Genomic DNA, 22,285 nt, shown 5'->3' with positions numbered 1-22,285 from the left:
AGTGACAGGGTGACGCCTCTCACATTCATCTGTCGAGAGCGCCTGGTCGCTTTGTGGCGGAACCAGCGCTATGTCGTTCTCGTCTAGCACGAGGGCGATGCCCACGACACGGGACACTGTTAGACATTCGGACAGCCGGACGCGGCGCGATCGAGGAGGAACTGGTGGCGGGCGAGTCCCCCGACAAGTCGGTTGATGAAGGAGCGTCGGGGGCGGCGAAGTCCTCCGCGGAGCGTGACCCGAGGCTGTCGGTGCTCCGGCCGCGGGAACCCGAGTCCGGGACCGCTTCCGACGAGGGCAAGGGCCGCGACCCGCTGCGCGAGGCGGTGGCGGCGTGGGTGGCCACGACCGAGGCCGACGGCTCCGCCGGGTCTACCGAGTCCTCCGGACGGGTGGACTCCGAGTCCGCGTCTGAGTCAGACTCGGACTCCGCGTCCGAGTCTGACCCGGCCGCGACCGACAGCGAGCGCACCGCGGTCTTCCGCGCCCCGAAGTCGGACTCGTCCAAGACCGGTTCCCGTTCCGCGTCGGGGGCCGAGCCGGGCTCGGCCCCCGCTTCAGCCTCCGGCGAGCGCGGTACGGATGCCGCGGCGAAGTCGGCGGCTGCGGAGGATTCCGCGGGTGGCGGTGAGCGGACGGCGGTGTTCCGCGCGGTGAAGCCGGGCTCGGCTTCCGGTTCTGGTGCTGCGTCCGCCGCGGGCAAGCCGGCTGCGGACCGCTCCGACACGGATGCCGTTGCGGCGCCCGCCGAGAAGTCGGGCTTGGCTTCCGGTTCCGCCCCTGGCAAGGGCGGTACGGATGCCGCGGCGAAGTCGGCGGCTGCGGAGGAGTCCGCGGGTGGCGGTGAGCGGACGGCGGTGTTCCGCGCGGTGAAGCCGGGCTCGGCTTCCGGTTCTGGTGCTGCGTCCGCCGCGGGCAAGCCGGCTGCGGACCGCTCCGACACGGATGCCGTTGCGGCGCCCGCCGAGAAGCCGGGCTCGGCTTCCGGTTCCGCCCCTGGCAAGGGCGGTACGGATGCCGCGGCGAAGTCGGCGGCTGCGGAGGAGTCCGCCGGCGGCAGCGAGCGCACGGCGGTGTTCCGCGCGGTGAAGTCGGGCTCGGGTTCCGGTTCCGCGGGTTCCGGTTCTGGTGCTGCGTCCGCCGCGGCGAAGCCGGCCGAGAAGCCGGCCGAGAAGCCGGCCGAGAAGCCGGCCGAGAAGCCGGCCGAGAAGCCGGCCGAGAAGCCGGCCGACAAGCAGGCCGAGAAGCCGGCCGACAAGCAGGCCCCGAACCGTTCCGCGGGTGGGGCCGGTACGGACAAGCCCGCGGCGGCCGAGGAGTCGTCGGGGGACAGCGAGCGCACCGCCGTGTTCCGGGCCGTGAAGCCGGTTAGCGGAGCGGGTGCCTCGACGTCCCGCGCTGCCGCGAAGCCGGGCGGGGGTGCGGCTGCCGACGACAGTGAGCGCACGGCCGTCTTCCGGGCTCCGAAGGTGGATTCCGCTTCCGGTGCCGCCAAGCCCGCAGGCAAGCCCGCAGACAAGCCCGCCCCCAAGCCCGTAGACAAGCCTTCCGAGGATGCGGGCGGCGACAGCGAGCGCACCGCCGTCTTCCGCGCCGTGAAGCCGCCGGCAAAGGCGCCGGACAAGCCCGTGGCCTCCCGGCCCGTGCCGCCGAAGGCGGTCGGCGGGGAGCGGGCCAGCACGTTCGTGCCGCTGCGCAAGGGCGAGGACGACGAGGGCCCGGCGGCCAAGCCCGCGGCCTCGGCACCGGCTCCCGCCGCGGCGGCCACCGCCCCCGTACCCGAGCGGACCGAGCGGACCACTCAGCAGCCGCTGCCGCCCAAGCCGCCGCTCGACCTGCTCGCGGACCTCACCAACAACCCGCCCCCGCCGCCGAGCCCCCTGCGCACGGCCATCCGCCGGTTCAAGATCTACGCCCCGCTCGTCGTCCTCCTCGCGATCATCCTGGCCGTGATCCAGCTCGTGCGCCCGCTGCCCGAGCCGAAGCTCACGATGACCGCGAAGTCCTCGTACACCTTCGACGGCGGCAACCCGGTCCTGCCCTGGCCGAAGGAGGGCCAGGGCTACATGGCCGCCGCGGGCCTCGGCACGGTCGGCAGCTTCGGCGAGCAGAAGCCGATCGCCATCGGCAGCGTCGCGAAGACGATGACGGCGTACGTGATCCTGAAGAACCACCCCCTCAAGAAGGGGGAGGAGGGTCCGATGATCGACGTCGACAAGACGGCGGTCGAGGACGGCGCGAAGAGCTCCGAGGGCGAGTCCACGGTCGACACGCTCAAGGCGGGCGGCAAGATCTCGGAGTACGACGCCCTCGCCGCGATCATGATCCCCTCGGCCAACAACGTCGCGCGGCTGCTCGCGCGCTGGGACGCCGGCGGCGACCAGGACGCGTTCGTCAAGAAGATGAACGACGCCGCCAAGGAACTCGGCATGGCCAACACCACGTACACGGACCCCTCGGGCCTGGACGCGACGACGGTCAGCACCGCCGAGGACCAGGTCAAGCTCGGTCTCAAGGTCGTGGAGATGCCGGAGCTGGTCGCGATCACCAAGCTGCCGGAATGGATCGACCCGTCCAAGAAGAAGTGGCGCAACTACAACACCCTCATCCCGGGCAACGGTGCGCTCGGCATCAAGACCGGCTCCACCACCAAGGCCGGAGGCAACCTGCTCTTCGCCGCCGAGAAGCAGGTCGGCAAGACCAGGCAGCTGATCGTCGGCGCGGTGCTCGGCCAGTACGGCGTCCCGATCCTCGACACGGCGATCGCGGCGAGCAAGCAGGTCATGCTGGCCACGCAGAAGATGCTGGTGAACGCACCCGTCGTGAAGAAGGGCGACGTCGTCGGGTACGTGGACGACGGCCTCGGCGGGCACACCCCGGTCATCGCGACCGCTGACGTGGAGGCGGTCGGCTGGCCGTCGCTCACCGTCAACATCAAGCTGGCCGACGGGGACGCCAAGATCCCGCAGACCGCCAAGGCGGGCACCGAGATCGGCATGCTGACCGTCGGCGAGGGGGCCAGCCAGGTGAAGGTGCCGGTGGCGCTGAAGAACGACCTCGTCGCGCCGGGTATCGGAAGCAAGCTGACCCGTATCGGCTGACGAGTGCGCGTGGCGGCGCCCCGGGCAACCCCGGGGCGCCGCCACGCGTCTAGGGAGCCGGGAGCCCGGGGCGTGCAGGGTATGCGGGGCAACCAGAGAATCCGGGGAGTCCGGCGAGTCCGGGGAGTAGTGCAGTGACCACCGCTGAGCAGCACGGCCAGGGCCGGGGCGCACCGGCAGCCGCCGGCCGCTCCGGTGCGTCCGCATCCGCATCCGCATCCGCATCCGCATCCCCGCCCGCATCCGCGTCCGCCTCTGACGTGCCCGAGGCCGCGCCCGGCGGCATAGGGGCGTCCGGTGTCCCCGGGGGCTCCTGGGTCTCCCGGATCCTCGGACGGGCCCGCCGGCACCCGATCGCCGTCGCCACCGCGCTGGCCGCCGTCCTGCACGTGGTCTGGTTCTTCTGCTTCGCCAACAGCGGCGGCGACCTGGCCGCCCAGGACGCCTGGGCCGAGTTCGTCGGCCGGCATCCGGACTCGGCGTACAACCTCGCCTGGTACGGCGGCATGCACCCCGTCTCGTACAGCGTGGTGTCCCCGTACGTGATGTACATGATCGGCGTGCGGACCACGATGATGGTCGCCGGAACGGTCTCGGCCGGGCTGCTCGCGCTGATCCTGACCCGCTGCCGCGGCGCCGTCCGCGAGCCGCTGTGGCCGGCCCTGGCCGGGGTGTACGGGCTGCTCTGCAACGCCCTGTCCGGCCGGGTCACCTTCGGGCTCGGCGCGATGTTCGCGCTCGCCGCGGTCGCCGCCGTGTTCTGCTGGCCCCGCAAATGGGCGGAGCGGCGCTGGGCCAAGGCGGCCGTGGCGGCCCCGCTGGCCGGGCTCGCGACCGCGTCCAGTCCGGTCGCCGGGCTCTTCCTCGGGGTGATCGCGGCCGCGCTGTTCCTGTCCGGGCGCCGGCCGGGGGCGTACGCGCTGGGCCTGGCCCCGGTGGCGGTCGTCGGGCTGTCGGCGTGGCTCTTCCCGTTCTCGGGGACGCAACCGATGAAGCTGGGCTCGGCAGCGCCGCCGTTCCTCTTCGGGCTGGCGATCCTGTTCCTCGTACCGAAGCGGTGGAAGACGGTCCGGATCGCCTCCGCCGTCTACACCCTCGGGGTGCTGCTGACCTGGGCGATCGACTCGCAGGTCGGCTCGAACGTCACCCGGCTGGTCATGCTGTTCGGCGGGGCGGTCCTGCTCGCGGCCCTCCCTTACGACGTGCCGCGCACCCGGCACTGGTACGCCGTGCTGTTCGCGTTCGTCGGCATCAACGTCTGGATCACCACCAACAGCATCACGGACATCGTCCGGACCACCCCGGTGGCCGCCTGGAACCGGGAGCTGGCCCCGCTGGTCGACCAGCTGCAGAAGGCGGGCGCCGAGCGCGGGCGGGTCGAGGTGGTCCCGGCCAGTAGCCATCGCGAATCCTCGGCCTTCCCCGCGTACGTGAACCTCGCGCGCGGCTGGAACCGGCAGGCGGACCTGGAGCGGAACCCGCTCTTCTACGACGACACCCTGACCGCCGACAGCTACCGAGAGTGGCTGGACCGCTGGGCCGTGCACTACGTGGTGCTGCCGGCCGACAAACCCGATTCGGGGGGTGAGGACGAGGCGAAGCTGGTGGGCGAGGGGCTCCCGTACCTCCAACAGGTGTGGGGCGACGAGAACTGGCGGCTCTTCAAGGTGGACGCCCCGACCGACCTGGTGTCCGGGCGGGCCACGGTGGTGCGGGCGGGCGCGGACCAGCTGGTCATCGACGTGAAGGCGGCCGGGCGGGTGCTCGTACGGATCCCGCACTCGCCGTGGCTGGGGCTGGTGGACGGGTCGGGCAAGCCGGTGCCGCCGCCGCAGGAGACGTTCGCGTCGAGGGCGCGCAGCGGGGGTGGCGGCTCGGGCTCGGGAACGCTGCCGAAGGACTACACGAACACGGCCGGGTGCCTGTTCAAGGCGGCCCCGGACGCGGCGGGCGACGTGTGGACGGAGCTGCTGGCGCCGGGTCCGGGGGTGTACCGGGTGGCGGCGAAGTACCAGCTGCCGCGCGGGACGCCGTGTCCGGAGGAGCTGACGCGCTGGCTGGCGGGGCAGCCCGAGCGGCTGGCTACACCGCGTCCTTGATCGGGAGTTTTTACGTGCGGTCCGGGTGCGTTGCTCCGCATATCTGCATACGATCCCAATAGTCCGATTGGGTGCTTCCCGAGGGAGTTGACGACGGGATGAGCAAAGAGCAGCAGAAGCGGGATTTCCGAGAGACCTTCCAGGCCCTGGAGCCGGATGTGCCGCCGCGCCCGGCAGGCCACGGCTTCAGCGGGCCGGTGCGCAGCAAGGTCAAGGGCGGACTGCACACGAAGGCGGCCCTCAAGCGGGCCGGCACTCCGCAGGGTGACCGCATCGGCGAACGCAGCAGAGGCCTGAGCTGATCCCACGCCCTGCGCCCCGCGACGCGCACTGCCCGCCCTCCCGCCCTCCCGGCTTCCCGCCGGGAGGGCTTTCGCATGTCCCGGGCGCGTGTCCGAGCTGCCGGGAGGGATCCGGGCAACCGTCACCTTCCCGACGGATGACCAGAACGTGACCCTCGTAGCGTCGGACCCGTCGCCAGGCGCTGACCCGCCCCCCGCCCGGACCGGAGTACGTCATGCCCCCGCGCCCCCCGCCCACCCACGCCCCCGGCGCACACCGCGCCCCCGCGCGCGCCGTGTCATCGTCTCCACGGCGCTCGCCGTGTCCGTCACGGGCGGCCTGGCCGCCTGCGGTGCCGCCGGCGCCGAACTGCCACCGGACCCGGAGGTCGGCAACGCCTCCGCACCACCCCCGTGGCGGACACGGAGATCAAACCCGGCGATCTGATCGAGGTGCCCCGCGAGGACGGCAGGACCGCGAAGTTCAAGATCCGAGAGATCGAGGACGTCAACGAGAAAGACTTCCCCACCGGCAAGCTCTACGCCCCGACGCAGCGCCCCGAGCTGCGCCTGCTCACCTGCGGCGGCGCAATCACGGACGGCCACCGCACGAACGACGTCATCTTCTACGCCGCCCTGACTCCGTAACGCCACCCCAACGGCACGCGGAAAAGGGCCGGTTCGGGGATCCCTCCCCGAACCGACCCTTGCTCGCCGTGCCCCCGGCAGGATTCGAACCTGCGACACCCGCTTTAGGAGAGCGGTGCTCTATCCCCTGAGCTACGAAGGCAGGGGCTTGACGGAAACCGTGGAGGAAACCCCAGTGGGGTTCGCCACCCTGGCGAGTCAAACGCCCTGGTCAGCTGGTGCCACGGCGCGGTAGGTGAGATGTCCGGCTGGACATTTTCTCCCGCACGTGCCGAGTAGCCGACTGACCGCAGACAGCCTAGCGGATCGTGCTCCGCGGATGCGCCCCCATAAGGCAGAGCGCGCCCGTGGAGGCTGCGGAGGGCCGCTGACCTGCGACGGGACTGGTAGGCCGTGCGGAGGTCGGCCTCGCCGATCGGCCGCGCGACGTACTCGGGTGTCCGTTCGGTCCCGACGGGCCGTCACGGCGGACGTCAGATGAACAAGCTGCTCTTCGGACTGGCCATCACGATGGTTGAAGGCGACGGTCACTGCCCCGGGGCAGTGACCGTCGCAGAGCCGAGCGGCGAGCCCGCCTGCTCCCGCGGGGGAGCGCCAGGCTCGGCATCATCTGGGGGGGCGGACCGGGTCGGCTCGACCGACGGAATCGGCTTGCTTGATCCCCGATTCACGAACCATCCGGGCATCGTCGAGAAAGCCATGGCCATCAACGACGGGACGCATCCGTGACGTACAACCTCCTCACCATCGACGCCGTCAGCCCCGAGGTCATGGCCCTCGCGCTGGCCGGATGCCTCGGCATCGCGGTCGGTGACGTGGACGTGGCCGATTCTGACGGCGACCCCGACCTCCGGAACTGGGACGCGCCCGTCAGTTGCGAATACCGGGCGGTCCGCGGTGACGTGGCTTGGTCGTTGGACGTGTACGCCCAGGAGGAAGCCGCCGATCAGCCGCCCGAAGCCGACGTCGCCGCGGGGTTCGCGAAGGCCGTGATGACGACCGTCCTGTTTCCCGCTGAGGAAGCACCGCCCAGTGCCTACTGGGCCGTGACGCCGGAAGGGCTTCTCACTCGGGCCCGGCTCGAACTCTCCGACGACGAGCCGCCCTTCTACGAGGTCACCGCCGTCGAGGCTCCAGTGCCGCAGCTGCCGCGGGCGACCGTGACGAGATTCGCCGAAATCGTACGGGAACAGCGGCCGGACACGCCTGTGGCCTGGGCGTTCGCGGCATCGGTGGTGAAAGTGCGGCAGGCCGCCTCGGGCCTCGCGAGGCTTTCCCTCGACGACGGCACCGGCAGCCCCGTCCGGACCGCGAAGGGCAACCTGGTGGTGTGGGAGAGGGTCATCACGCAAATGGAATCTGCGTGGGCACCATCGGGGTGGTACCCGGCCCACCTCTACCGGGAGCGGCTGGAATCTCGCGACGAGCTGGCCGGAATCGGTGCCCGCCTGCCTCGTGACGTCACCGAGCTGCTCGACGAGGCCTTGGAACAGCTGGACGGGCGGTTCGTCGCTGCGACAGAGGACGACCCGTCAGGGAGCCTCCGCAGGGAACTGGCGGGAGGATCCTCAGAGCAGACCCCGGTCGGCTGGTGGTGGCACCGCCGCCCGAATCCCGCACCTTGGGAAACTGAGGGCCGGTGATCATCGGCACCGGAGCCGTGTCACCCACGCGGTGATCTGCATGTCCGGCGGAGACTCGCTGTCCGTCTTGAACCGTGTGGTGGGTGTCTGGTGAGCGTTCCGGACGCCCCCTCGCCCCGCCCGCCGTCAGTGGCCCCAGGTGACATCGGTGATGTCGGACTTGTCCCGAAGGGGGGCCGGGTCCAGCGGAATGGTCACCGAAGTGAAGTCGAAGGCGGAGGCGGAGGAGTGGCGCGATTCCGACGGCTCCCCGGTGGTGAACGAATGCGCCACACCCAGAGCACCGACGGCGATGACGGCTGCGGCCGCGGTCTTGGCGATTCGAGTGACGAGCGTGGACATCGGTTTCCCCTTGAGAGCGCAATTGCTTCTGTTACGTCCCCGGGCACCTGCCCGGTTCCCGGTCCCGGCTGGTTCCCCCGGCCGATGGCCCTACTCTGCTGGGCCGTCAGAACGGGTGGAAGGGGTTCGTGGTGGACGGATCCTGCATCTGCATATCCCGTCCATCGGATCGCAGGAGTGCGTTCCAGTGCTGCGGGACCAGGGCCGCGCCGAAGGACACCACTTCCACTTCGGCGAGCGAGGGATGCGCGAGGAGCGCGCGGTGGCAGATGGCTGACGCGGCCCGCTCCGCGAGGGCGAGTGAGGGCGCGGTGAGGTAGAAGCCAACGACCGGACCGCCCACCGCATCGCCGTGCGCACTGACGTGTTCCAGGCCTTCCCCGTCGAGGGCGCACCCCAGGAACAGCTGTGCCGCGTCCGGGGGAAGGGAGGTCTGATCCGGGGCTCGAAGTCGGACATGCACGAGATACATGCGGCCATCCTGGGCAGCGCCCACCCCCGCAGTACAGGCCGACACAGGGGACTGTTTATGCCAAAACAGAAACCGACCAGGAGGCGCTCCGCGCCTTCGTATGGTTCCCTGCAGGCGCACGTGTACTAATATCGGGGGGTATCACCATGCTGGAACTGCTGGGGCTCGACGCCGAGGCCGAACGCGTCTACCGGGCCCTGCTCGCCCACCCCAAGGACGGGGTGACCGCGCTCGCCCAGCGGCTCGTGCTTCCTGAGAGCGACCTGCGCGCCTGCCTCGACCGGCTCAGCCGCCTCGCACTGGTCCAGCCCTCGTCCCAGGAGGGCATCGGGTTCCGTGCGCTGAACCCCGAAGACGCCATGGAACTGCTGCTGGCCCGCCAGCAGGCCGAACTGGCCGCCCACCAGCAGAAGGTGGAGGCTTCCCGGGCCGCCGCCGCGCAGCTCATCGCCGAATGCTCGGCGATGCGACCGCGGGGCGCCACCGCCGGGGCCGAGAGCCTCCAAGGGCCGGAGGAGATACGCGACCGGCTGGCACGGCTGGCCGCCAACACCCGCCACGAGATCATGACGTTCGCGCCCGGCGGGGCCCACAGCGCTGCCGACCTCGAAGCCAGCCGCGGCCCCAACGCCGCGCTCCTGGACCGGGGCATCACCATGCGCACCGTCTACCTCGACAGCGTCCGCAACCACCAGCCCACCCTCGACCACGTGGACTGGCTGCACCGCCACGGCGGACAGGTCCGCACCGCTCCCACCCTGCCGGTGCGGATGATCATCTCCGACCGCCGCGAGGTCGTCCTCCCGCTCGACACCAACGACGCCCAGACCGGCGCGGTCGTCCTCACCTACGAGGGGACCATCGCCGCGCTGTGCGCCCTGTTCGAGAGCGTCTGGCAGAGCGCCAACCCGCTGGGCACCGCCGTGGAACGCAACATGGACGGACTGACCCGCCAGCACCGGGAGTCCCTCCACATGCTCCTCCAGGGCCTCACCGACGAGGCCATCGCCAAACGCCTCGGTGTCTCCCCGCGTACCGCCCGCCGCATCGCCGCCGAACTCATGGAGGCCCTGGAGGCCCGCAGCCGCTTCCAGGCCGGCGCGCACGCCGTGCAGAACGGCTGGCTCCCCGCCACCCGCGTCTGAGCCCCTTCCCGGTCCCCCGTACGAAAGCCGCGTCCCGCCGGGACGCGGCTTTCCGTCGTTCGGTGCCCCTTTTCCTTCCCCGTGGCAGGTGGAGGTGGACGGGATATGCCACTGCAGAATCCGTCCACCGGAAAGCCCTTCCAGTGGTCCTTGGGGACCGGCACAGTAGAGGCATCGGCAGGGAGAACCGGCCGACACCGGCGAAACCGGGGGGCCGTAAAAGGAATCCCGAAAAGCTTTCGCTCCACCGATATGCCACATCCGGACAAGGAGGTGAAAGAAATGATCGACATTCAGGACATCGAGGTCATGGCGGAGGCTCTGACCTGCGGCAGCTACAACAAGGGCTGAGTCTGCGCAGGGTGATCCCTGCCCGGCGAGTGTGTGGCCAGCGGATCGTATTCAGGTGAGGAGGTGAAGGAAATGATCGACATTCAGGACATCGAGGTCATGGCGGAGGCTCTGACCTGCGGCAGCTACAACAAGGGCTGAGTCTGCGCAGGGTGATCCCTGCCCGGCGAGTGTGTGGCCAGCGGATCGTATTCAGGTGAGGAGGTGAAGGAAATGATCGACATTCAGGACATCGAGGTCATGGAGGAGGCCCTGACCTGCGGCAGCTACAACAAGGGCTGAGCAATTGTGTGGGCGCGCTCCGAATTCGGAGCGCGCCCGCGCCGTACGGGGAAACAGGGGAGAGGAAAAGAAATGCAAGCGACAGTCCAGCCGGTCCGCGACGACCTCCTGCGAGTGGGTGGGGCGTTCACTCCGGGGTTGATCGACCCAGACCCGGCCAGGAGGCTCGCCCTCGTCGGCGAAAGCCCCTTCCTGGAGTTCGGGTTCAACGAGTGGCGGAAATGGGAGAGCCTCGACGGGGTGCCGGCGATCCCGGAATTTTCCCTCCACCTGGGGCGTACGGCGATCTGCGAAGGCCCGCGTGAACAGGCCCGCTACATCGATTACGTGATGGAGCAGTCGGCCACCCGCCGCAACAAGCCGACCTCCATCGGAGTGCACGTCACCGGCGACCGGGCCCTGGGCGGCGGTTCCTTCGGACTCCACTCGTACTTCACCGGCACGAAGGAGGAAGAGCAACGCGCCGTCCGCTTCCTCACCGACCTCCACGAGACCTCGGGCCTGCCCGTCTGGGTGGAGAACGCCAACTGCTACTCCGCCTCCGCCCGGGGCATCCTGGACGCCTGGCAGGCGGTGACGCGCATCTGTGAGAACACCGGGTCCGGCCTCATCGTCGACCTGGCCCACCTCTACATCGACGCCGTCAACTGCGGTGTCCCCGTGGAGGTGCTGCTCGGCGCGATCCCCTGGTCCCAGGTGGTCGAACTGCACCTGTCGGGCGTCCGCACGGGACGGGACGGAACCCTCCACGACGGCCACTCCGAGGCGGTCCACGAAGGCGTGTGGTCGCTGCTGGACACCGTGTTGAGCCAGCGGCTGATCACGGAAACCGAGCCCGTCACCGTGATCGTCGAACACGCGGACATCACCTGGACGGAGCGGGCGGACCAGTACTACGCCGACTTCGCCCGGGCGGCATCGTTCCTGGAACGGCACCAGCAGGCAGGCATCGCGGGAGCCAAGGACGCGGAGCCGCACGACTACGGCGTCCCCTACTGCCGCGCCTACCTCCGCCAGCTGTGCAAGGGCTGGATCCCGGGCCTCGCAGAGGCCTCCGAACAACGCGGCCTGTCCTACGTCGAACTGTTCGACCAGTGGGTGGCCGACGTCCGCGCGCGCGGCAAGCGCATCGTCCTCAACCTCGACGAAATACCCCCGGCCGAACGCCATGGGGCGGTCAGCGCCCCCCAGGACCTGCTGGCCTACGCCAAGGAGAAGCTGCGCTGATGCTGATCGGTGTCAATGTGACCTCGCCGGACACCCTTGAGATGGCCTGCCAGCTGCGCGACTCGGGGCACATCGACTTCGTCGAGGTCCTGATCGACGGCTTCGCCCACCTCGACCCGAAGGAGTTCCGCCGCACGGTCGGTGACCTCCCGGTCGGCTGCCACATCATGCTCTCCCGGTTCCTGGACCCGGACCGGGCACGCCTCGACCACTACCTGAACCTGGTGAACCAGTGGCAGGCGGACTGCGGCCTGCTCTACGTCAGCGACCACATCGCCCACTTCTCCCACAACGGCCAGCCGCTGCCCGTCGCCCTGGAGGTGGACTACGCCGCCTGGCAGCCGGTGATCGACTCCGTGCGCGCGTGGCAGGACCAGCTCGGCACCACCCTCGCCGTGGAGAACTTCCCCTCGCAGACAGCCTCCGACATCCCCCAGGCCCGCGCCTACGCCGAGCTCACCGAAGCGACCGGATGCGAAGTCCTCATGGACGTGTCCAACGCCATGGTCGCCCAGCTCAACACCGGTCAGCCCGCCGCCGCGTGGGCCGACGTCCCGGGCGTGGGCCGCAGGTTCCACCTGGCCGGCTACAGCCCCTCCCCGGCGGCCCCCTCGCTCATCGTCGACAGCCACGACGTCTCCGTCAGCGACGACACCCTCGACCTGGTGACGTTGTTCGCCGGACGCGCCGCACCGGACGCCACGCTCGTCGTCGAACGCGACGCCAACCACGACCTGGACGAATGGAGAACGGACCTTGACCGCACGCGCGCCGCAGTCGTCGCGGCTCAACGCCTGCATCAGCCCCACCGCACGTGACTCCCTCACCCCGGGATCCCGTGACCGGCTGATCGCCCAGGAAGCGCTCCGCATCCGCTGGCACCAGCTCTTCGACCGCATCCCGCAGCTGGCCGAACGCCTGCCGGACACCACCGACCTCTACGAGGCCTTCCTGGAGTGGGCCGTGGCGGCGGGCAGGCGCCTGGACTGGCGCATGCACCTGCACTTCCTCGAATTCCTGAACAACGAAGGCATCGCGCTCCAGCCGCAGGACCACATCGAACTGCTCGCAGCCTCGGCCGCACGCTGGTTCGCCTCACCGGAGCACCGGCAACGAGGCCTGGCCCTCACCACCGGGACCACCGCCCCCAAAGTCGTCGTGGCACTGAAGGGGCGCTCACCCCTGGAACGCGGCCGCGTGAAACTCGCCCAGGTGCCGGGGCTGGAGCCGGCACCGGGCATCCGGTGGTCGCTCTCCCGTTCCGGTGACTTCGCCGCCCTCGACTGGAGCCCGCTGTGACCGGCGCGACCACCCCCACCCCGTCGCTGGGCCGACGCGTCCTCGCCCTGATGGGACCCATGGTGGTGGCGTCCGTCATGGGCCAGGCCATTGCCCAGACCGACCTGTGGGTGATCAGCACCCTGGGCGAGCAGGCCGTGGCCGCCGCGGCCGTACCGCAGCGCCTGCTCCTCCTCGACTCGATCACCGCCATGGCCATGGGTCCCGTCGTCGGGCTGTCCGTGGCCGGGGCCGTATCCGCCCACGCCCGCCGGCGCGCGGTGCAGGGCGGGCTGGTCGGTGCCACGGCCGCCGGGCTGCTCATCGCGGTGGTCGGCCTGGCCGTGCTGCCGTACCTCGTGGACGCCCTGGTCGCCGCACCGGGCGTCCGCGACAACACGCAGTCAGCCCTCTTGTGGCTGTTGATCGCCACCCCGGTACGCCTCGCGCAGTTCGTCGGCGCCATGGCGCTCTTCGCGCTCCGGCGCTCCCGCCCCCTCCTCACCTTGTACGCCGTCGCCGTCGTCGCCAACGCCGCGCTCGACCTGTTCTTCGTGCACGGACTCGGACTCGGCTTCGCCGGCGCCTACGCCGCCACCTCCGCCATCGCCGCCCTCGAATGCGCCGTCACCGTATGGCTGCTGCGCGATCACCTCTCCGTCCCCCTCCGGCTCCGTGACAGTGCACGCTGGCTGCGCCAGGTGGCGCGCACCATGCTCACGGAGTGGGGACACATGCTCTCGGCGATCGGCTTCGAACTGCTCCTGGTCCTCGCCCTGACCCTCAACGCCTCGTGGGCGGACCGGCTCGCCGCGTTCTCCGCAGGAGCCGTGCTCACGGCGACGCTACACATCCCGATCACCGCGCTGGTCAACGCGACCGGCATGGTCTGCAAGGGCGCGGACCCCTCCCCCCAGGAATGGCGGCACCTGCGTCGATGCGTCCTGGCCGCATCCGCAGGCGTCTGCGTCCTCGTCACGAGCACGGCCTGGACGGTGCTGCCCTGGCTCTACGGCCTGCACGGCCCGGCCGCGACGTGGTTCACCTGGCTGATGGTCGGACAGGCCGCCGCCTTCCCCTTCCGTCTCCTGGCCGCCACCGCCGAAGGCCGGCACAAGGCCGCCGACCGCTTCGGCGTGGTGCTGCGCCTGCGTCTGCTCCAGGAGTTCGGGATCGCCCTGCCGGTCTTCCTCGCGGGCCTGCTGACGGACAACGGAGCCCTCGCCTGGTCGGGCATCGCGCTGGGCTGCGCGGTCAACTACTGGCTGCTGCAAGCCGCCGCACCACGACGCCCACCGGCGCCGTCCTTCGGCGTCCCTCACGCTGCTCACCGGTGACCGGGTCGCAGCGGTTCCGGGAGCGGCACCGCCCCCGGCACCGCTCCGCGACCGGGCTCCCCTCATCCGCCGTCCCCCGCGGCTCCCAGCCACGCCCGTCCCGCCCCGTGCGCATGCAGGGGGCGTGTAGCTCTTGACCCGCGCGGCGGCCTCCTCCGTGGTCGAAGAACGTTCCCGCTCGCTCATGCGACTTCAATGACTCCCGGCCGGGCGCGATGAGCGGGGGAATTCCGGGTCATCCGGTTTGCGGTCGGACGAGTTGGTCCATGGGACATGCATGGACTTCCTTCGTCCCGCCCGCTGGGAGGAGGCGCTCGCCGCCAAGGCCGAGCACCCCACCGCCGTGCCCATCGCCGGCGGCACCGACGTGATGGTCGAGATCAACTTCGACCACCGCCGGCCCGAGTACCTCATGGACCTGAACCGCATCGGCCCGCTGCGGGAATGGGAGACCGGCGGGGACGTCGTACGGCTCGGCGCGTCCGTCCCGTACGCGCAGATCATGGAGCACCTCCGTGCGGAGCTCCCGGGCCTGGCCCTCGCCTCGCACACCGTCGCCTCCCCGCAGATCCGCAATCGCGGGAGCGTCGGCGGCAACCTCGGCACCGCGTCCCCGGCCGGGGACGCGCACCCGGCGCTGCTCGCCGCGGGTGCGCAGGTCGAGGTGGAGTCCGTACGGGGCTCCCGGCTGATCCCGATCGACGCGTTCTACACCGGGGTCAAGCGCAACGCCCTCGCCCCCGACGAGCTGATCAGGGCCGTGCACGTGGCGAAGGCGGACGGCCCCCAGCAGTTCTCGAAGGTCGGCACCCGCAACGCCATGGTCATCGCCGTCTGCGCCTTCGGGCTGGCCCTGCACCCGGCGACCCGCAGCGTTCGTACCGGCATCGGCTCGGCGGCGCCCACCCCGATCCGGGCGAAGACGGCCGAGGAGTTCTTGGCCGCGGCCCTCGACGAGGGCGGGTTCTGGGAGTCCCGCAAGGTCATCACCCCGTCGATCGCGAAGCAGTTCGGGGACCTCGCGGGCGCGGACTGCAACCCGATCGACGACGTGCGCGGCACCGCCCGGTACCGGCGCCACGCCGTCGGCGTCCTGGCCCGCCGCCAGTTGCTGTGGGCCTGGGAGGAGTACCGCGGCAACGGCGGCACGTGACGTCGAGGTCAGACGCCCATCGGGGTGTGCAGCTCCACGACGACCTCCACCTCGACCGGCGCGTCCAGCGGCAGCACCGCCACGCCCACCGCGCTGCGCACGTGGATGCCCGCGTCGCCGAAGGCGGTGCCGAAGACCTCGCTGGCCCCGTTGACCACGCCCGGCTGCCCGGTGAACCGCGGATCGCTGGCCACGAAGCCGACCACCTTGACCACGCGCCGGACGGCCGACAGGTCGCCGGCGACGGAGGCGATCGCGGCGAGCGCGTTCAGGGCGCACTGCCGGGCCAGGCCCTTGGCCTGCTCCTCGGTGACCTCGGCGCCGACCTTGCCGGTCACCGGGAGCGCACCGTCGACCATCGGGAGCTGGCCGGAGGTGTACACGTAGTGCCCGTTGACCAGCGCGGGTACGTACGCGCCGAGCGGGGCGAGGGCCTTCGGGAGGGTGAGCCCGGCCGCGGCGAGGCGTTCTTCGGGGGTGCCGGTCATACGGAGTCTCCTTGGGTGTCGTGTGTGTCCGGGTCGGTCAGTAGCGGTCAGGGGCGGGTGATCCGGACCTGGAAGCTGCCGTTGCGCAGCTCGCCGACCACCGAGATGCTGACGCCGGTCTTGTCGTCGGTGAAGGTCTCGCCCGGCCGGAACGGCGCGTCCGACAGTTCGCCGTGCACGTTGGGCCGCCGGGTGCAGCCGCCGCTGCCGACCGCGCTGTCCGAGACGGCGACGGGCCCGCGGCCGGTGTCCACCTGGGAGTCGACCTTGTAGATCAGGACGCCGGGCTTGCAGACGGCCTCGTCGTTCCCGGCCCGGGTGCGCACTTCCACCGCGTATCCGGAGGTCTCCGACAGCGGTACGAAGGCCAGCTTCGTGCCGCCCTCCACCGCCAACGGGGTCAGGGTGTGGTCGCTGATGCCGGATTTCGCGGCGCAGCTGATCTGTGAGCTGTCCAGCCAGCCCAGCTTCCACTTGTGCCAGCCCAGGAGGTCGTTGTTGGCGCCCCAGTCCTCGCTCATGATGTCCCAGTGCCCGACCGTTCCGCCGCCGTCGGTGGTGTACAGGTCGGGCAGTCCGAAGACGTGCCCGTTCTCGTGGGGGAGCACCCGGTAGCCGGTTTCCCGGTAGGTGCCCGAGCCGTCGTCCTGGCGGCTGTAGACGAAGGACGTGTTGGCGAGCGGCACGCCGTCGGCCATCGGGGCCTCGGCGTTGCCCGAGAAGGTCACCGAGAGCACGGTGTCCAGGGCGGACGGTCCGGCGTTCGGTGTGACGAGGATGTTGACCAGGTCGTAGCGGCTGAAGTCCACCTCGGAGTCGGCGGCCTTCACGATGTGTTCGACGAGCTGCCGGTAGCCCGGCTCGTACGCGGATCCGCGCTCGATCCCGTACGCGGCGAAGGGCATCGGCATCCGCAGCCAGGTCCTTATCGGCGCCTCGGCCCGGTAGCTGAGCCGGCCGTAGGAGCTGGTGCGGAACCAGTCGGAGGTCTGGGGGAAGAACTCCGCGAGGCGGTCCAGCGCGGTGCCCTCGCCCTTGGCGTCCGGGAAGTCGATCATCAGGTTCAGGGCGCGGACCTCGCCGGTCGACCGGGAGTACCCGGGTGGGGTCGGCAGGCCCTCGGACATCTGGACGCCCATCGTGCCGGTGATCCGGCAGGGCGCCAGCGCGGACTCGGCGGTCGTGGCCACGGGCCCGGCCGCGGAGTGGCCCCGGTCGGATATCCCGGTGCTCGCGGTGGCCGTGATGCCGAGGGCCAGCACGGTGAGGCCGATGTAGGCGCCGGCGCGGCGTGGTGTGCGTATCCGGTGGCGGGTCTGCGGCATGGAGATCGCCTTCGGGTCCGCGGCAGCCGGCCGGGCCCGGACTGCGCTCTGTGCGATCACCCTCCGTCGGCTGCGGCGCGCCCGCGCGTCGGGTGCGTCCGAACGGGAATCGAGGTATGACCCAGGTCACACGGGAGAGTGAAATAACCGGGGACTCGATCCCCGTTTGTATGGGAGTCCCGCAAAGCGGGGACCAGCTCCCCGTTTGGGGGCGGATACGAGCTCCAGGCCCAGGAGGCCCCGAATGAAGCGCCCCACCACCCCTGAGGCGGACGCGTTCGCCCCGGAGGCGGCCGCCGTGGACCTTTCGACCGTGGCGCCCACCCGGGTCCCGCGGCCGCGCGCGGACGCCGTCCGCAACCGCGAGCGGATCCTGGTGGCGGCGCGCGAGGTGTTCGTGGAGCAGGGCTCGGGAGCGCCGTTCGACGAGGTCGCCCGCCGGGCGGGCGTCGGCAACGCGACCCTCTACCGGCACTTCCCCGATCGGGCCGCACTGGTCCACCACGTCGTGCTCTTCGTCATGGACCGGGTCACGGCCCAGGCCGAGGACTCCCTGGCCGAGGAGCCCGACGCCTTCGCCGCGCTGTGCCGCTTCACGCACGCCGCGGCCGACGAGCGGATCGGCGCTCTGTGCCCCATGCTCTCCGGGGACTTCGACCGGGAGCACCCCGAACTCATCGCGGCCCGCGAAGCCTTGGCGGAAGCCGTCGAGACCCTGGTGAAGGCCGGCCAGCAGGCCGGGCTGATCCGTACGGACGTCGGCGTCGGCGACCTGATGGTCGCCCTCTCCCAACTCAGCCGGCCGCTGCCGGGCATCGCCTGCCTGGACGTGGACGGGTTCGTCCACCGCCATCTCCAGCTGTTCCTGGACGGGTTGCAGGCGCCGGCCCGCTCCGAGCTGCCGGGCTCGGCGGCCACGCTGGAGGACCTGAGGCAGAAAACCATGTGACGCCCGGGGCCGCGCCCACTAGCGTCGCAAAGCCTTCATAGCAGTCTTTAACGTTGTTTTTCAGTCATTCCGCATAGTGAAGTGGGTACCCCCATGCCAAAAACAGCCGCGACCCTCGCGCCGGCTGCTGCCGACCCCAGTCGCTGGAAGGCGCTCGTCTTCATAGCCCTGGCGCAGCTGATGGTCGTGCTCGACGCGACCATCGTCAACATCGCCCTGCCGTCGGCCCAGACCGACCTCGACATCTCCGACGGCAACCGCCAGTGGGTCATCACCGCGTACGCGCTGGCCTTCGGCGGGCTGCTCCTCTTCGGCGGCCGCATCGCCGACAAGTGGGGCCGCAAGAACTCCTTCACCGTCGGCCTGATCGGCTTCGCCCTGGCCTCCGCGCTCGGCGGCGCCGCCAACGGCGAGGCGATGATGCTGGGTGCCCGCGCCCTCCAGGGCGCCTTCGGCGCACTGCTCGCGCCGGCCGCCCTGTCCCTGCTGGCCGTCATGTTCACCGACGCCAAGGAGCGCGCCAAGGCGTTCGGCATCTACGGTGCGATCGCCGGTGGCGGTGGCGCCGTGGGCCTGATCCTCGGCGGCTTCCTCACCGAGTACCTGAACTGGCGCTGGACGTTCTTCGTCAACATCCCGTTCGCGATCGTCGCGGCCGCGGGTGCCTGGATGGTCATCCGTGAACCCGCCGGCAGCCGCAACCGCGCCCCGCTCGACATTCCCGGCGTGGTCCTGTCCACGCTCGGACTGGTCGCGCTGGTCTACGGCTTCACCCGCGCCGAGTCGGCCGGCTGGTCCGACGCGGTCACCGTCGCCATGTTCGTCGGCTCGGCGGCGCTCCTCGGGGCCTTCGTGTACGTCGAGTCCCGCGTGAGGTCGCCGCTGCTGCCGCTGCGCGTCCTGCTGGAGCGCAACCGAGGCGGTGTCTACCTCTCCCTGGGCCTCGCCGTCATCGCGATGTTCGGCCTGTTCCTCTTCCTCACGTACTACCTCCAGGTCGTGAAGGGCTTCTCGCCCGTCAAGACCGGCTTCGCCTTCCTGCCGATGATCGCGGGCATGATCACGGGATCCACCCAGATCGGCGCCCGTCTGATGACCCGGGTCGCGCCCCGACTGCTGATGGGACCGGGCTTCCTGCTCGCCGCCACCGGCATGCTGCTGCTCACCCAGCTGGAGGTCGGGTCCTCGTACCCGGCGCTGATCCTGCCGGCGCAGCTGCTCCTCGGCCTGGGCATGGGCACGGCGTTCATGCCGGCCATGTCGCTGGCCACGCACGGGGTGAACCCGGCCGACGCCGGTGTCGCCTCCGCCATGGTCAACACCTCGCAGCAGGTGGGCGGCGCGATCGGCACCGCCCTGCTGAACACGATCGCCGCCTCGGCGACGACCGCGTACCTGACCGACCACGCGGCCGAGGTCGCGGCCGGCGGCCCGGCGGCGAAGCTGGTCCAGGCCCAGGCGATGGTGGAGGGCTACTCCAGCGCCATCTGGTGGGCGGTCGGCATCCTCGCCGCCAGTGCGACCATCGCCCTGACGCTGATCACCACGGGCCGCCCGGGTGCCGGCGGTCCGGTCGCCTCCGGTGACGGCGCGGGTGCGGACGCCGACGTGAAGATCCCGGTGATCGCTCACTGACGCGCTTCGGGGTACACCCCCGGTAATGACTGAAGACCCCGCATCGTTCACATGCGAACGATGCGGGGTTTCGTCTTGTCGGTAATGGGTTGCTTGTCCGGGCAACCAGAAGCCGGCGGCAGCCGTCTTCAGGGGCGGAGTGCGGCCGCGGCGCCGGCCGCGGAGTGTGACGGCGGTCTCACGGACGCGGTGGTCGGACGGAGCGGCGAAGGCTTTCGCATCGGCCCCGAACGTGGGCCTGACCTGCACGTCCCGAGGTTCTGACAGCCTCCGCCCCGACCGTGGGGGAGGGATGGCGGGGCAGGATACTGCAAGATCTCGAAAAAGAGGGATCGGCGTGGGAATTCTGTCCCGATTCCAGTCGTTGTTTCCTTCGGAAGCGGGCACTCGGGAGAGTGTCCAGGGACGCGGAGCCGCGTTCCAGCAGCCGCACCGCGACCTAACTCATTGCAAGGGAGCACGCATGGCAACCCGCGCCGTCGCCCGTCGTCAGTCCAGGGGCAGCGCCCGCGCTGTGGGCGGGGAGATCGCAGACCGCGACCTGGTGGGCATGTACCTGGACGAGATCGCGCGTACCCCGCTGCTCGACGCGGCCAAGGAAGTGGAGCTCTCACAGATCATCGAGGCGGGCGTGTACGCCCAGCAGATCCTCGACGGTGAGACGGAGTGCGAGGGCGAGACGCCGGCGCGCGAGGAGCTGGAAGCCCTGGCCGCGGAAGGGGAGCGCGCCAAGGAGATCTTCATCCGCTCCAACCTCCGCCTGGTCGTGGCCGTCGCCCGCCGCTACCCGCGCAGCGGCCTGCCCCTGCTCGACCTGATCCAGGAGGGCAATGCCGGCCTGGTGCGCGCCGTCGAGAAGTTCGACTACGCCAAGGGCTTCAAGTTCTCCACGTACGCCACGTGGTGGATCCGCCAGGCCATCACCCGCTCCATCGCCGACCAGTCCCGCACCATCCGCCTCCCCGTCCACCTCGTCGAGGAACTCGGCCGCATCCGCCGCATCCAGCGCGAGTTCAACCGCGAGAACGGCCGGGACCCGGACCACGCGGAGATCGCCGCCGAGCTGGACTCGACGGAGAAGCGCGTGGGCGACGTACTGGACTGGGCCCGCGACCCGGTCAGCCTGAACATGTCCGTGGACGACGAGGGCGAGACCCAGTTCGGCGACCTCCTCGAAGACACCTCCGCGGTCTCCCCGGAGCAGTCCGTCCTGTCCCTGCTGCGCAGCGAGGAGCTGGAGGACCTGCTGGGCAAGCTCGACCAGCGCACGGCCTCGATCATCAAGATGCGGTACGGCATCGAAGACGGCCGCGAGCGGACCCTGACGGAGGTCGGCAAGCAGCACGGGCTCACCCGTGAGCGGATCCGCCAGATCGAGAAGCACGCCCTTTTGGAACTGAAGCGCATGGCCCGCGACACCGGCTTCGACGCAGTGGCCTGACCGGCCCTCGGCGAAGCCCCCCGAACGAGCCCCCGGCGCCTACCCCCCCAGGCGCCGGGGGCTCTGCGCTACCCCTGCGGGGGCGCCGCAGAGGTCAGGCGGGCCGCCAGCGCGCGGGCCGCGGAGGCCAGGAAGTCCGGGGTGTGGACGGTGAAGGGGATCGCGGTCAACGCCAGGCGGGCCGCCGTCCACTCCGGGGACTCCGAGCTCCGGAACCGAACCCGGCAGCCCCCTTCGGACCCGGAGGGCTCGGCGTGCTGCTGCAGCCACACCGGCAGGACATCGGCCGGGGCCTCGAAGGACACGTCCACCGCGTACGTCTCCCCGCCCCGCATCCCGCGCCGTACGAACTCCGCCGCCTCCATCGGCAGCTCCCGCGGCGTGAACCGCGCGCCCGTCGCGAAGGGCTCCGCCACCCGGTCCACCCGGAAGGTCCGCCAGTCCCCCCGGTCCAGGTCGTACGCCATCAGGTACCACCGGCTCCCCGTGCTCACCAGCCGGTAGGGCTCCACCAGCCGCCGCGAGGCCATCCCGTCCCGAGCCCGGTACGCGAAGCGCAGCCGCTCCGGCCCGGCCACGGCCGCCGCCATCGTCGTCAGGGTCCGCGGGTCGATGGTGGCCCCGTCCCCCCGGGTCACCGCGATCGTGGCCGACTGCAGTGCGCCCACCCGGTGCCGGAGCCTCCCCGGCAGGACCTGTTCCAGCTTCGCGAGGGCCCGTACGGACGCCTCCTCGACGCCCTCGATCGCGTGCCCGGCACCCGCCCGCAGCCCCACCGCGATCGCCACCGCCTCCTCGTCGTCCAGCAGCAGCGGCGGCATCGCGGCCCCCGCCACCAGCCGGTACCCGCCGTCCGCGCCCAGCGTGGCCTCGACCGGGTACCCCAGCTCCCGCAGCCTCTCGATGTCGCGCCGGATGGTCCGCGGGCTGACCCGCAGCCGCTCCGCCAGCTCGCTGCCGGGCCATTCGCGCGGGGTCTGGAGGAGGGAGAGCAGGGTGAGCAGCCGTGCCGGCGTGTCGGTCATACGATCCAGATTGCCATGAGAAATAGGACATCAACTGACCTAGATCCCGTCTAAGTTTCTCTT

The 22,285-nt window shown here is 70.8% G+C and carries 21 protein-coding genes and 1 tRNA gene; 16 read left to right on the top strand and 6 right to left on the bottom strand.

Features of this window, described 5'->3' with window-relative positions; translation table 11 throughout:
- The first annotated feature begins 164 nt into the window (after window positions 1-164).
- From OG974_RS18950 to OG974_RS18935, 4 genes are all read left to right on the top strand, one after another.
- Window positions 165-3,101 carry a D-alanyl-D-alanine carboxypeptidase family protein gene (locus OG974_RS18950; protein ID WP_371643831.1) on the top strand — a complete coding sequence of 979 codons (2,937 nt, stop codon included), beginning with the start codon at window positions 165-167 and terminating at the stop codon, window positions 3,099-3,101.
- A gap of 134 nt (window positions 3,102-3,235) precedes the next feature.
- Complete coding sequence (locus tag OG974_RS18945; RefSeq protein WP_371643829.1) at window positions 3,236-5,200, top strand: MFS transporter; 1,965 nt, start codon at window positions 3,236-3,238, stop codon at window positions 5,198-5,200.
- A 98-nt stretch (window positions 5,201-5,298) separates the two neighbouring features.
- On the top strand, window positions 5,299-5,502 hold the full coding sequence (locus tag OG974_RS18940; RefSeq protein ID WP_327283879.1) for a hypothetical protein: 204 nt from the start codon (window positions 5,299-5,301) through the stop codon (window positions 5,500-5,502).
- A gap of 393 nt (window positions 5,503-5,895) precedes the next feature.
- Window positions 5,896-6,129 (top strand): sortase domain-bontaining protein, encoded by a 234-nt coding sequence (locus OG974_RS18935; protein WP_328763034.1) that lies wholly within the window; start codon window positions 5,896-5,898, stop codon window positions 6,127-6,129.
- A gap of 69 nt (window positions 6,130-6,198) precedes the next feature.
- Here OG974_RS18935 and OG974_RS18930 read toward each other — a convergent pair.
- Window positions 6,199-6,271: transfer RNA gene (locus OG974_RS18930), tRNA-Arg, on the bottom strand.
- A 335-nt stretch (window positions 6,272-6,606) separates the two neighbouring features.
- On the opposite strand from OG974_RS18930, the gene OG974_RS18925 reads away from it, so the two are divergent.
- Both OG974_RS18925 and OG974_RS18920 read left to right on the top strand, forming a co-directional pair.
- A complete protein-coding gene (locus OG974_RS18925) occupies window positions 6,607-6,858 on the top strand; it encodes a hypothetical protein (protein ID WP_328763032.1) in 252 nt (83 codons plus the stop codon).
- Between the two features lie 41 nt (window positions 6,859-6,899).
- Window positions 6,900-7,772, top strand: a complete 873-nt coding sequence (locus OG974_RS18920; protein WP_371643826.1) for a hypothetical protein — start codon at window positions 6,900-6,902, stop codon at window positions 7,770-7,772.
- A gap of 126 nt (window positions 7,773-7,898) precedes the next feature.
- Here OG974_RS18920 and OG974_RS18915 read toward each other — a convergent pair whose 3' ends face one another.
- Complete coding sequence (locus tag OG974_RS18915) at window positions 7,899-8,114, bottom strand: hypothetical protein (protein WP_327283876.1); 216 nt, start codon at window positions 8,112-8,114, stop codon at window positions 7,899-7,901.
- A gap of 106 nt (window positions 8,115-8,220) precedes the next feature.
- A complete protein-coding gene (locus OG974_RS18910) occupies window positions 8,221-8,586 on the bottom strand; it encodes a hypothetical protein (protein WP_327283875.1) in 366 nt (121 codons plus the stop codon).
- Window positions 8,587-8,732: 146 nt separating this feature from the next.
- On the opposite strand from OG974_RS18910, the gene OG974_RS18905 reads away from it, so the two are divergent.
- The 7 genes from OG974_RS18905 (at window position 8,733) to OG974_RS18875 (ending at window position 15,359) form a co-directional block, all read left to right on the top strand.
- Window positions 8,733-9,731 (top strand): LuxR C-terminal-related transcriptional regulator, encoded by a 999-nt coding sequence (locus OG974_RS18905; protein WP_327283874.1) that lies wholly within the window; start codon window positions 8,733-8,735, stop codon window positions 9,729-9,731.
- A gap of 105 nt (window positions 9,732-9,836) precedes the next feature.
- Window positions 9,837-10,082, top strand: a complete 246-nt coding sequence (locus OG974_RS18900; RefSeq protein ID WP_327283873.1) for a hypothetical protein — start codon at window positions 9,837-9,839, stop codon at window positions 10,080-10,082.
- Window positions 10,083-10,436: 354 nt separating this feature from the next.
- On the top strand, window positions 10,437-11,591 hold the full coding sequence (locus OG974_RS18895) for a DUF692 family multinuclear iron-containing protein (RefSeq protein WP_327283872.1): 1,155 nt from the start codon (window positions 10,437-10,439) through the stop codon (window positions 11,589-11,591).
- On the top strand, window positions 11,591-12,409 hold the full coding sequence (locus OG974_RS18890) for a DUF692 family multinuclear iron-containing protein (protein WP_327283871.1): 819 nt from the start codon (window positions 11,591-11,593) through the stop codon (window positions 12,407-12,409). Before OG974_RS18895 ends, OG974_RS18890 begins: the two co-directional genes overlap by 1 nt.
- Complete coding sequence (locus OG974_RS18885) at window positions 12,348-12,890, top strand: hypothetical protein (protein WP_328763025.1); 543 nt, start codon at window positions 12,348-12,350, stop codon at window positions 12,888-12,890. The genes OG974_RS18890 and OG974_RS18885 overlap by 62 nt, the downstream gene beginning before the upstream one ends.
- Window positions 12,887-14,206, top strand: coding sequence for an MATE family efflux transporter (locus tag OG974_RS18880; RefSeq protein ID WP_328763024.1), 1,320 nt, complete (start codon window positions 12,887-12,889; stop codon window positions 14,204-14,206). The genes OG974_RS18885 and OG974_RS18880 overlap by 4 nt, the downstream gene beginning before the upstream one ends.
- Window positions 14,207-14,483: 277 nt before the next feature.
- On the top strand, window positions 14,484-15,359 hold the full coding sequence (locus OG974_RS18875) for a xanthine dehydrogenase family protein subunit M (RefSeq protein ID WP_328763023.1): 876 nt from the start codon (window positions 14,484-14,486) through the stop codon (window positions 15,357-15,359).
- 8 nt (window positions 15,360-15,367) lie between these two features.
- On the opposite strand, the gene OG974_RS18870 is transcribed toward OG974_RS18875, so the two are convergent.
- Entirely contained in the window at window positions 15,368-15,847 is a 480-nt protein-coding gene (locus OG974_RS18870) for a RidA family protein (protein ID WP_327283867.1), read from the bottom strand.
- 47 nt (window positions 15,848-15,894) lie between these two features.
- Window positions 15,895-17,172 (bottom strand): M6 family metalloprotease domain-containing protein, encoded by a 1,278-nt coding sequence (locus OG974_RS18865; protein ID WP_328763022.1) that lies wholly within the window; start codon window positions 17,170-17,172, stop codon window positions 15,895-15,897.
- A 244-nt stretch (window positions 17,173-17,416) separates the two neighbouring features.
- On the opposite strand from OG974_RS18865, the gene OG974_RS18860 reads away from it, so the two are divergent.
- The 3 genes from OG974_RS18860 to OG974_RS18850 all read left to right on the top strand — a co-directional run bounded on the left by OG974_RS18860 (window position 17,417) and on the right by OG974_RS18850 (window position 21,197).
- Window positions 17,417-18,121, top strand: coding sequence for a TetR/AcrR family transcriptional regulator (locus tag OG974_RS18860; protein WP_327283865.1), 705 nt, complete (start codon window positions 17,417-17,419; stop codon window positions 18,119-18,121).
- A gap of 93 nt (window positions 18,122-18,214) precedes the next feature.
- Window positions 18,215-19,756 carry an MFS transporter gene (locus OG974_RS18855; RefSeq protein WP_327283864.1) on the top strand — a complete coding sequence of 514 codons (1,542 nt, stop codon included), beginning with the start codon at window positions 18,215-18,217 and terminating at the stop codon, window positions 19,754-19,756.
- A gap of 463 nt (window positions 19,757-20,219) precedes the next feature.
- Window positions 20,220-21,197 carry a sigma-70 family RNA polymerase sigma factor gene (locus OG974_RS18850; RefSeq protein ID WP_327283863.1) on the top strand — a complete coding sequence of 326 codons (978 nt, stop codon included), beginning with the start codon at window positions 20,220-20,222 and terminating at the stop codon, window positions 21,195-21,197.
- Between the two features lie 68 nt (window positions 21,198-21,265).
- Here OG974_RS18850 and OG974_RS18845 read toward each other — a convergent pair whose 3' ends face one another.
- Window positions 21,266-22,222 carry a YafY family protein gene (locus tag OG974_RS18845; protein WP_327283862.1) on the bottom strand — a complete coding sequence of 319 codons (957 nt, stop codon included), beginning with the start codon at window positions 22,220-22,222 and terminating at the stop codon, window positions 21,266-21,268.
- Between the last annotated feature and the right edge of the window lie 63 nt (window positions 22,223-22,285).

The sequence above is a fragment of the Streptomyces sp. NBC_00597 genome, from assembly GCF_041431095.1.
In the GTDB taxonomy this organism is placed as follows: domain Bacteria; phylum Actinomycetota; class Actinomycetes; order Streptomycetales; family Streptomycetaceae; genus Streptomyces.
The sequence above is the reverse complement of the archived record's forward strand: the minus strand, read 5'-3'. Positions and strand labels throughout refer to the sequence as shown.

What these genes read in the sequence shown, in the direction of transcription:
- OG974_RS18940 (WP_327283879.1), top strand. Translation starts at nt 5,299, where the DNA reads ATGAGCAAAGAGCAGCAGAAGCGGGATTTCCGAGAGACCTTCCAGGCC.
- OG974_RS18925 (WP_328763032.1), top strand. Translation starts at nt 6,607, where the DNA reads ATGAACAAGCTGCTCTTCGGACTGGCCATCACGATGGTTGAAGGCGAC.
- OG974_RS18920 (WP_371643826.1), top strand. Translation starts at nt 6,900, where the DNA reads ATGGCCCTCGCGCTGGCCGGATGCCTCGGCATCGCGGTCGGTGACGTG.
- OG974_RS18915 (WP_327283876.1), bottom strand. Translation starts at nt 8,114, where the DNA reads ATGTCCACGCTCGTCACTCGAATCGCCAAGACCGCGGCCGCAGCCGTC.
- OG974_RS18910 (WP_327283875.1), bottom strand. Translation starts at nt 8,586, where the DNA reads ATGTATCTCGTGCATGTCCGACTTCGAGCCCCGGATCAGACCTCCCTT.
- OG974_RS18905 (WP_327283874.1), top strand. Translation starts at nt 8,733, where the DNA reads ATGCTGGAACTGCTGGGGCTCGACGCCGAGGCCGAACGCGTCTACCGG.
- OG974_RS18900 (WP_327283873.1), top strand. Translation starts at nt 9,837, where the DNA reads ATGCCACTGCAGAATCCGTCCACCGGAAAGCCCTTCCAGTGGTCCTTG.
- OG974_RS18895 (WP_327283872.1), top strand. Translation starts at nt 10,437, where the DNA reads ATGCAAGCGACAGTCCAGCCGGTCCGCGACGACCTCCTGCGAGTGGGT.
- OG974_RS18890 (WP_327283871.1), top strand. Translation starts at nt 11,591, where the DNA reads ATGCTGATCGGTGTCAATGTGACCTCGCCGGACACCCTTGAGATGGCC.
- OG974_RS18875 (WP_328763023.1), top strand. Translation starts at nt 14,484, where the DNA reads ATGGACTTCCTTCGTCCCGCCCGCTGGGAGGAGGCGCTCGCCGCCAAG.
- OG974_RS18870 (WP_327283867.1), bottom strand. Translation starts at nt 15,847, where the DNA reads ATGACCGGCACCCCCGAAGAACGCCTCGCCGCGGCCGGGCTCACCCTC.
- OG974_RS18865 (WP_328763022.1), bottom strand. Translation starts at nt 17,172, where the DNA reads ATGCCGCAGACCCGCCACCGGATACGCACACCACGCCGCGCCGGCGCC.
- OG974_RS18860 (WP_327283865.1), top strand. Translation starts at nt 17,417, where the DNA reads ATGAAGCGCCCCACCACCCCTGAGGCGGACGCGTTCGCCCCGGAGGCG.
- OG974_RS18855 (WP_327283864.1), top strand. Translation starts at nt 18,215, where the DNA reads ATGCCAAAAACAGCCGCGACCCTCGCGCCGGCTGCTGCCGACCCCAGT.
- OG974_RS18850 (WP_327283863.1), top strand. Translation starts at nt 20,220, where the DNA reads ATGGCAACCCGCGCCGTCGCCCGTCGTCAGTCCAGGGGCAGCGCCCGC.
- OG974_RS18845 (WP_327283862.1), bottom strand. Translation starts at nt 22,222, where the DNA reads ATGACCGACACGCCGGCACGGCTGCTCACCCTGCTCTCCCTCCTCCAG.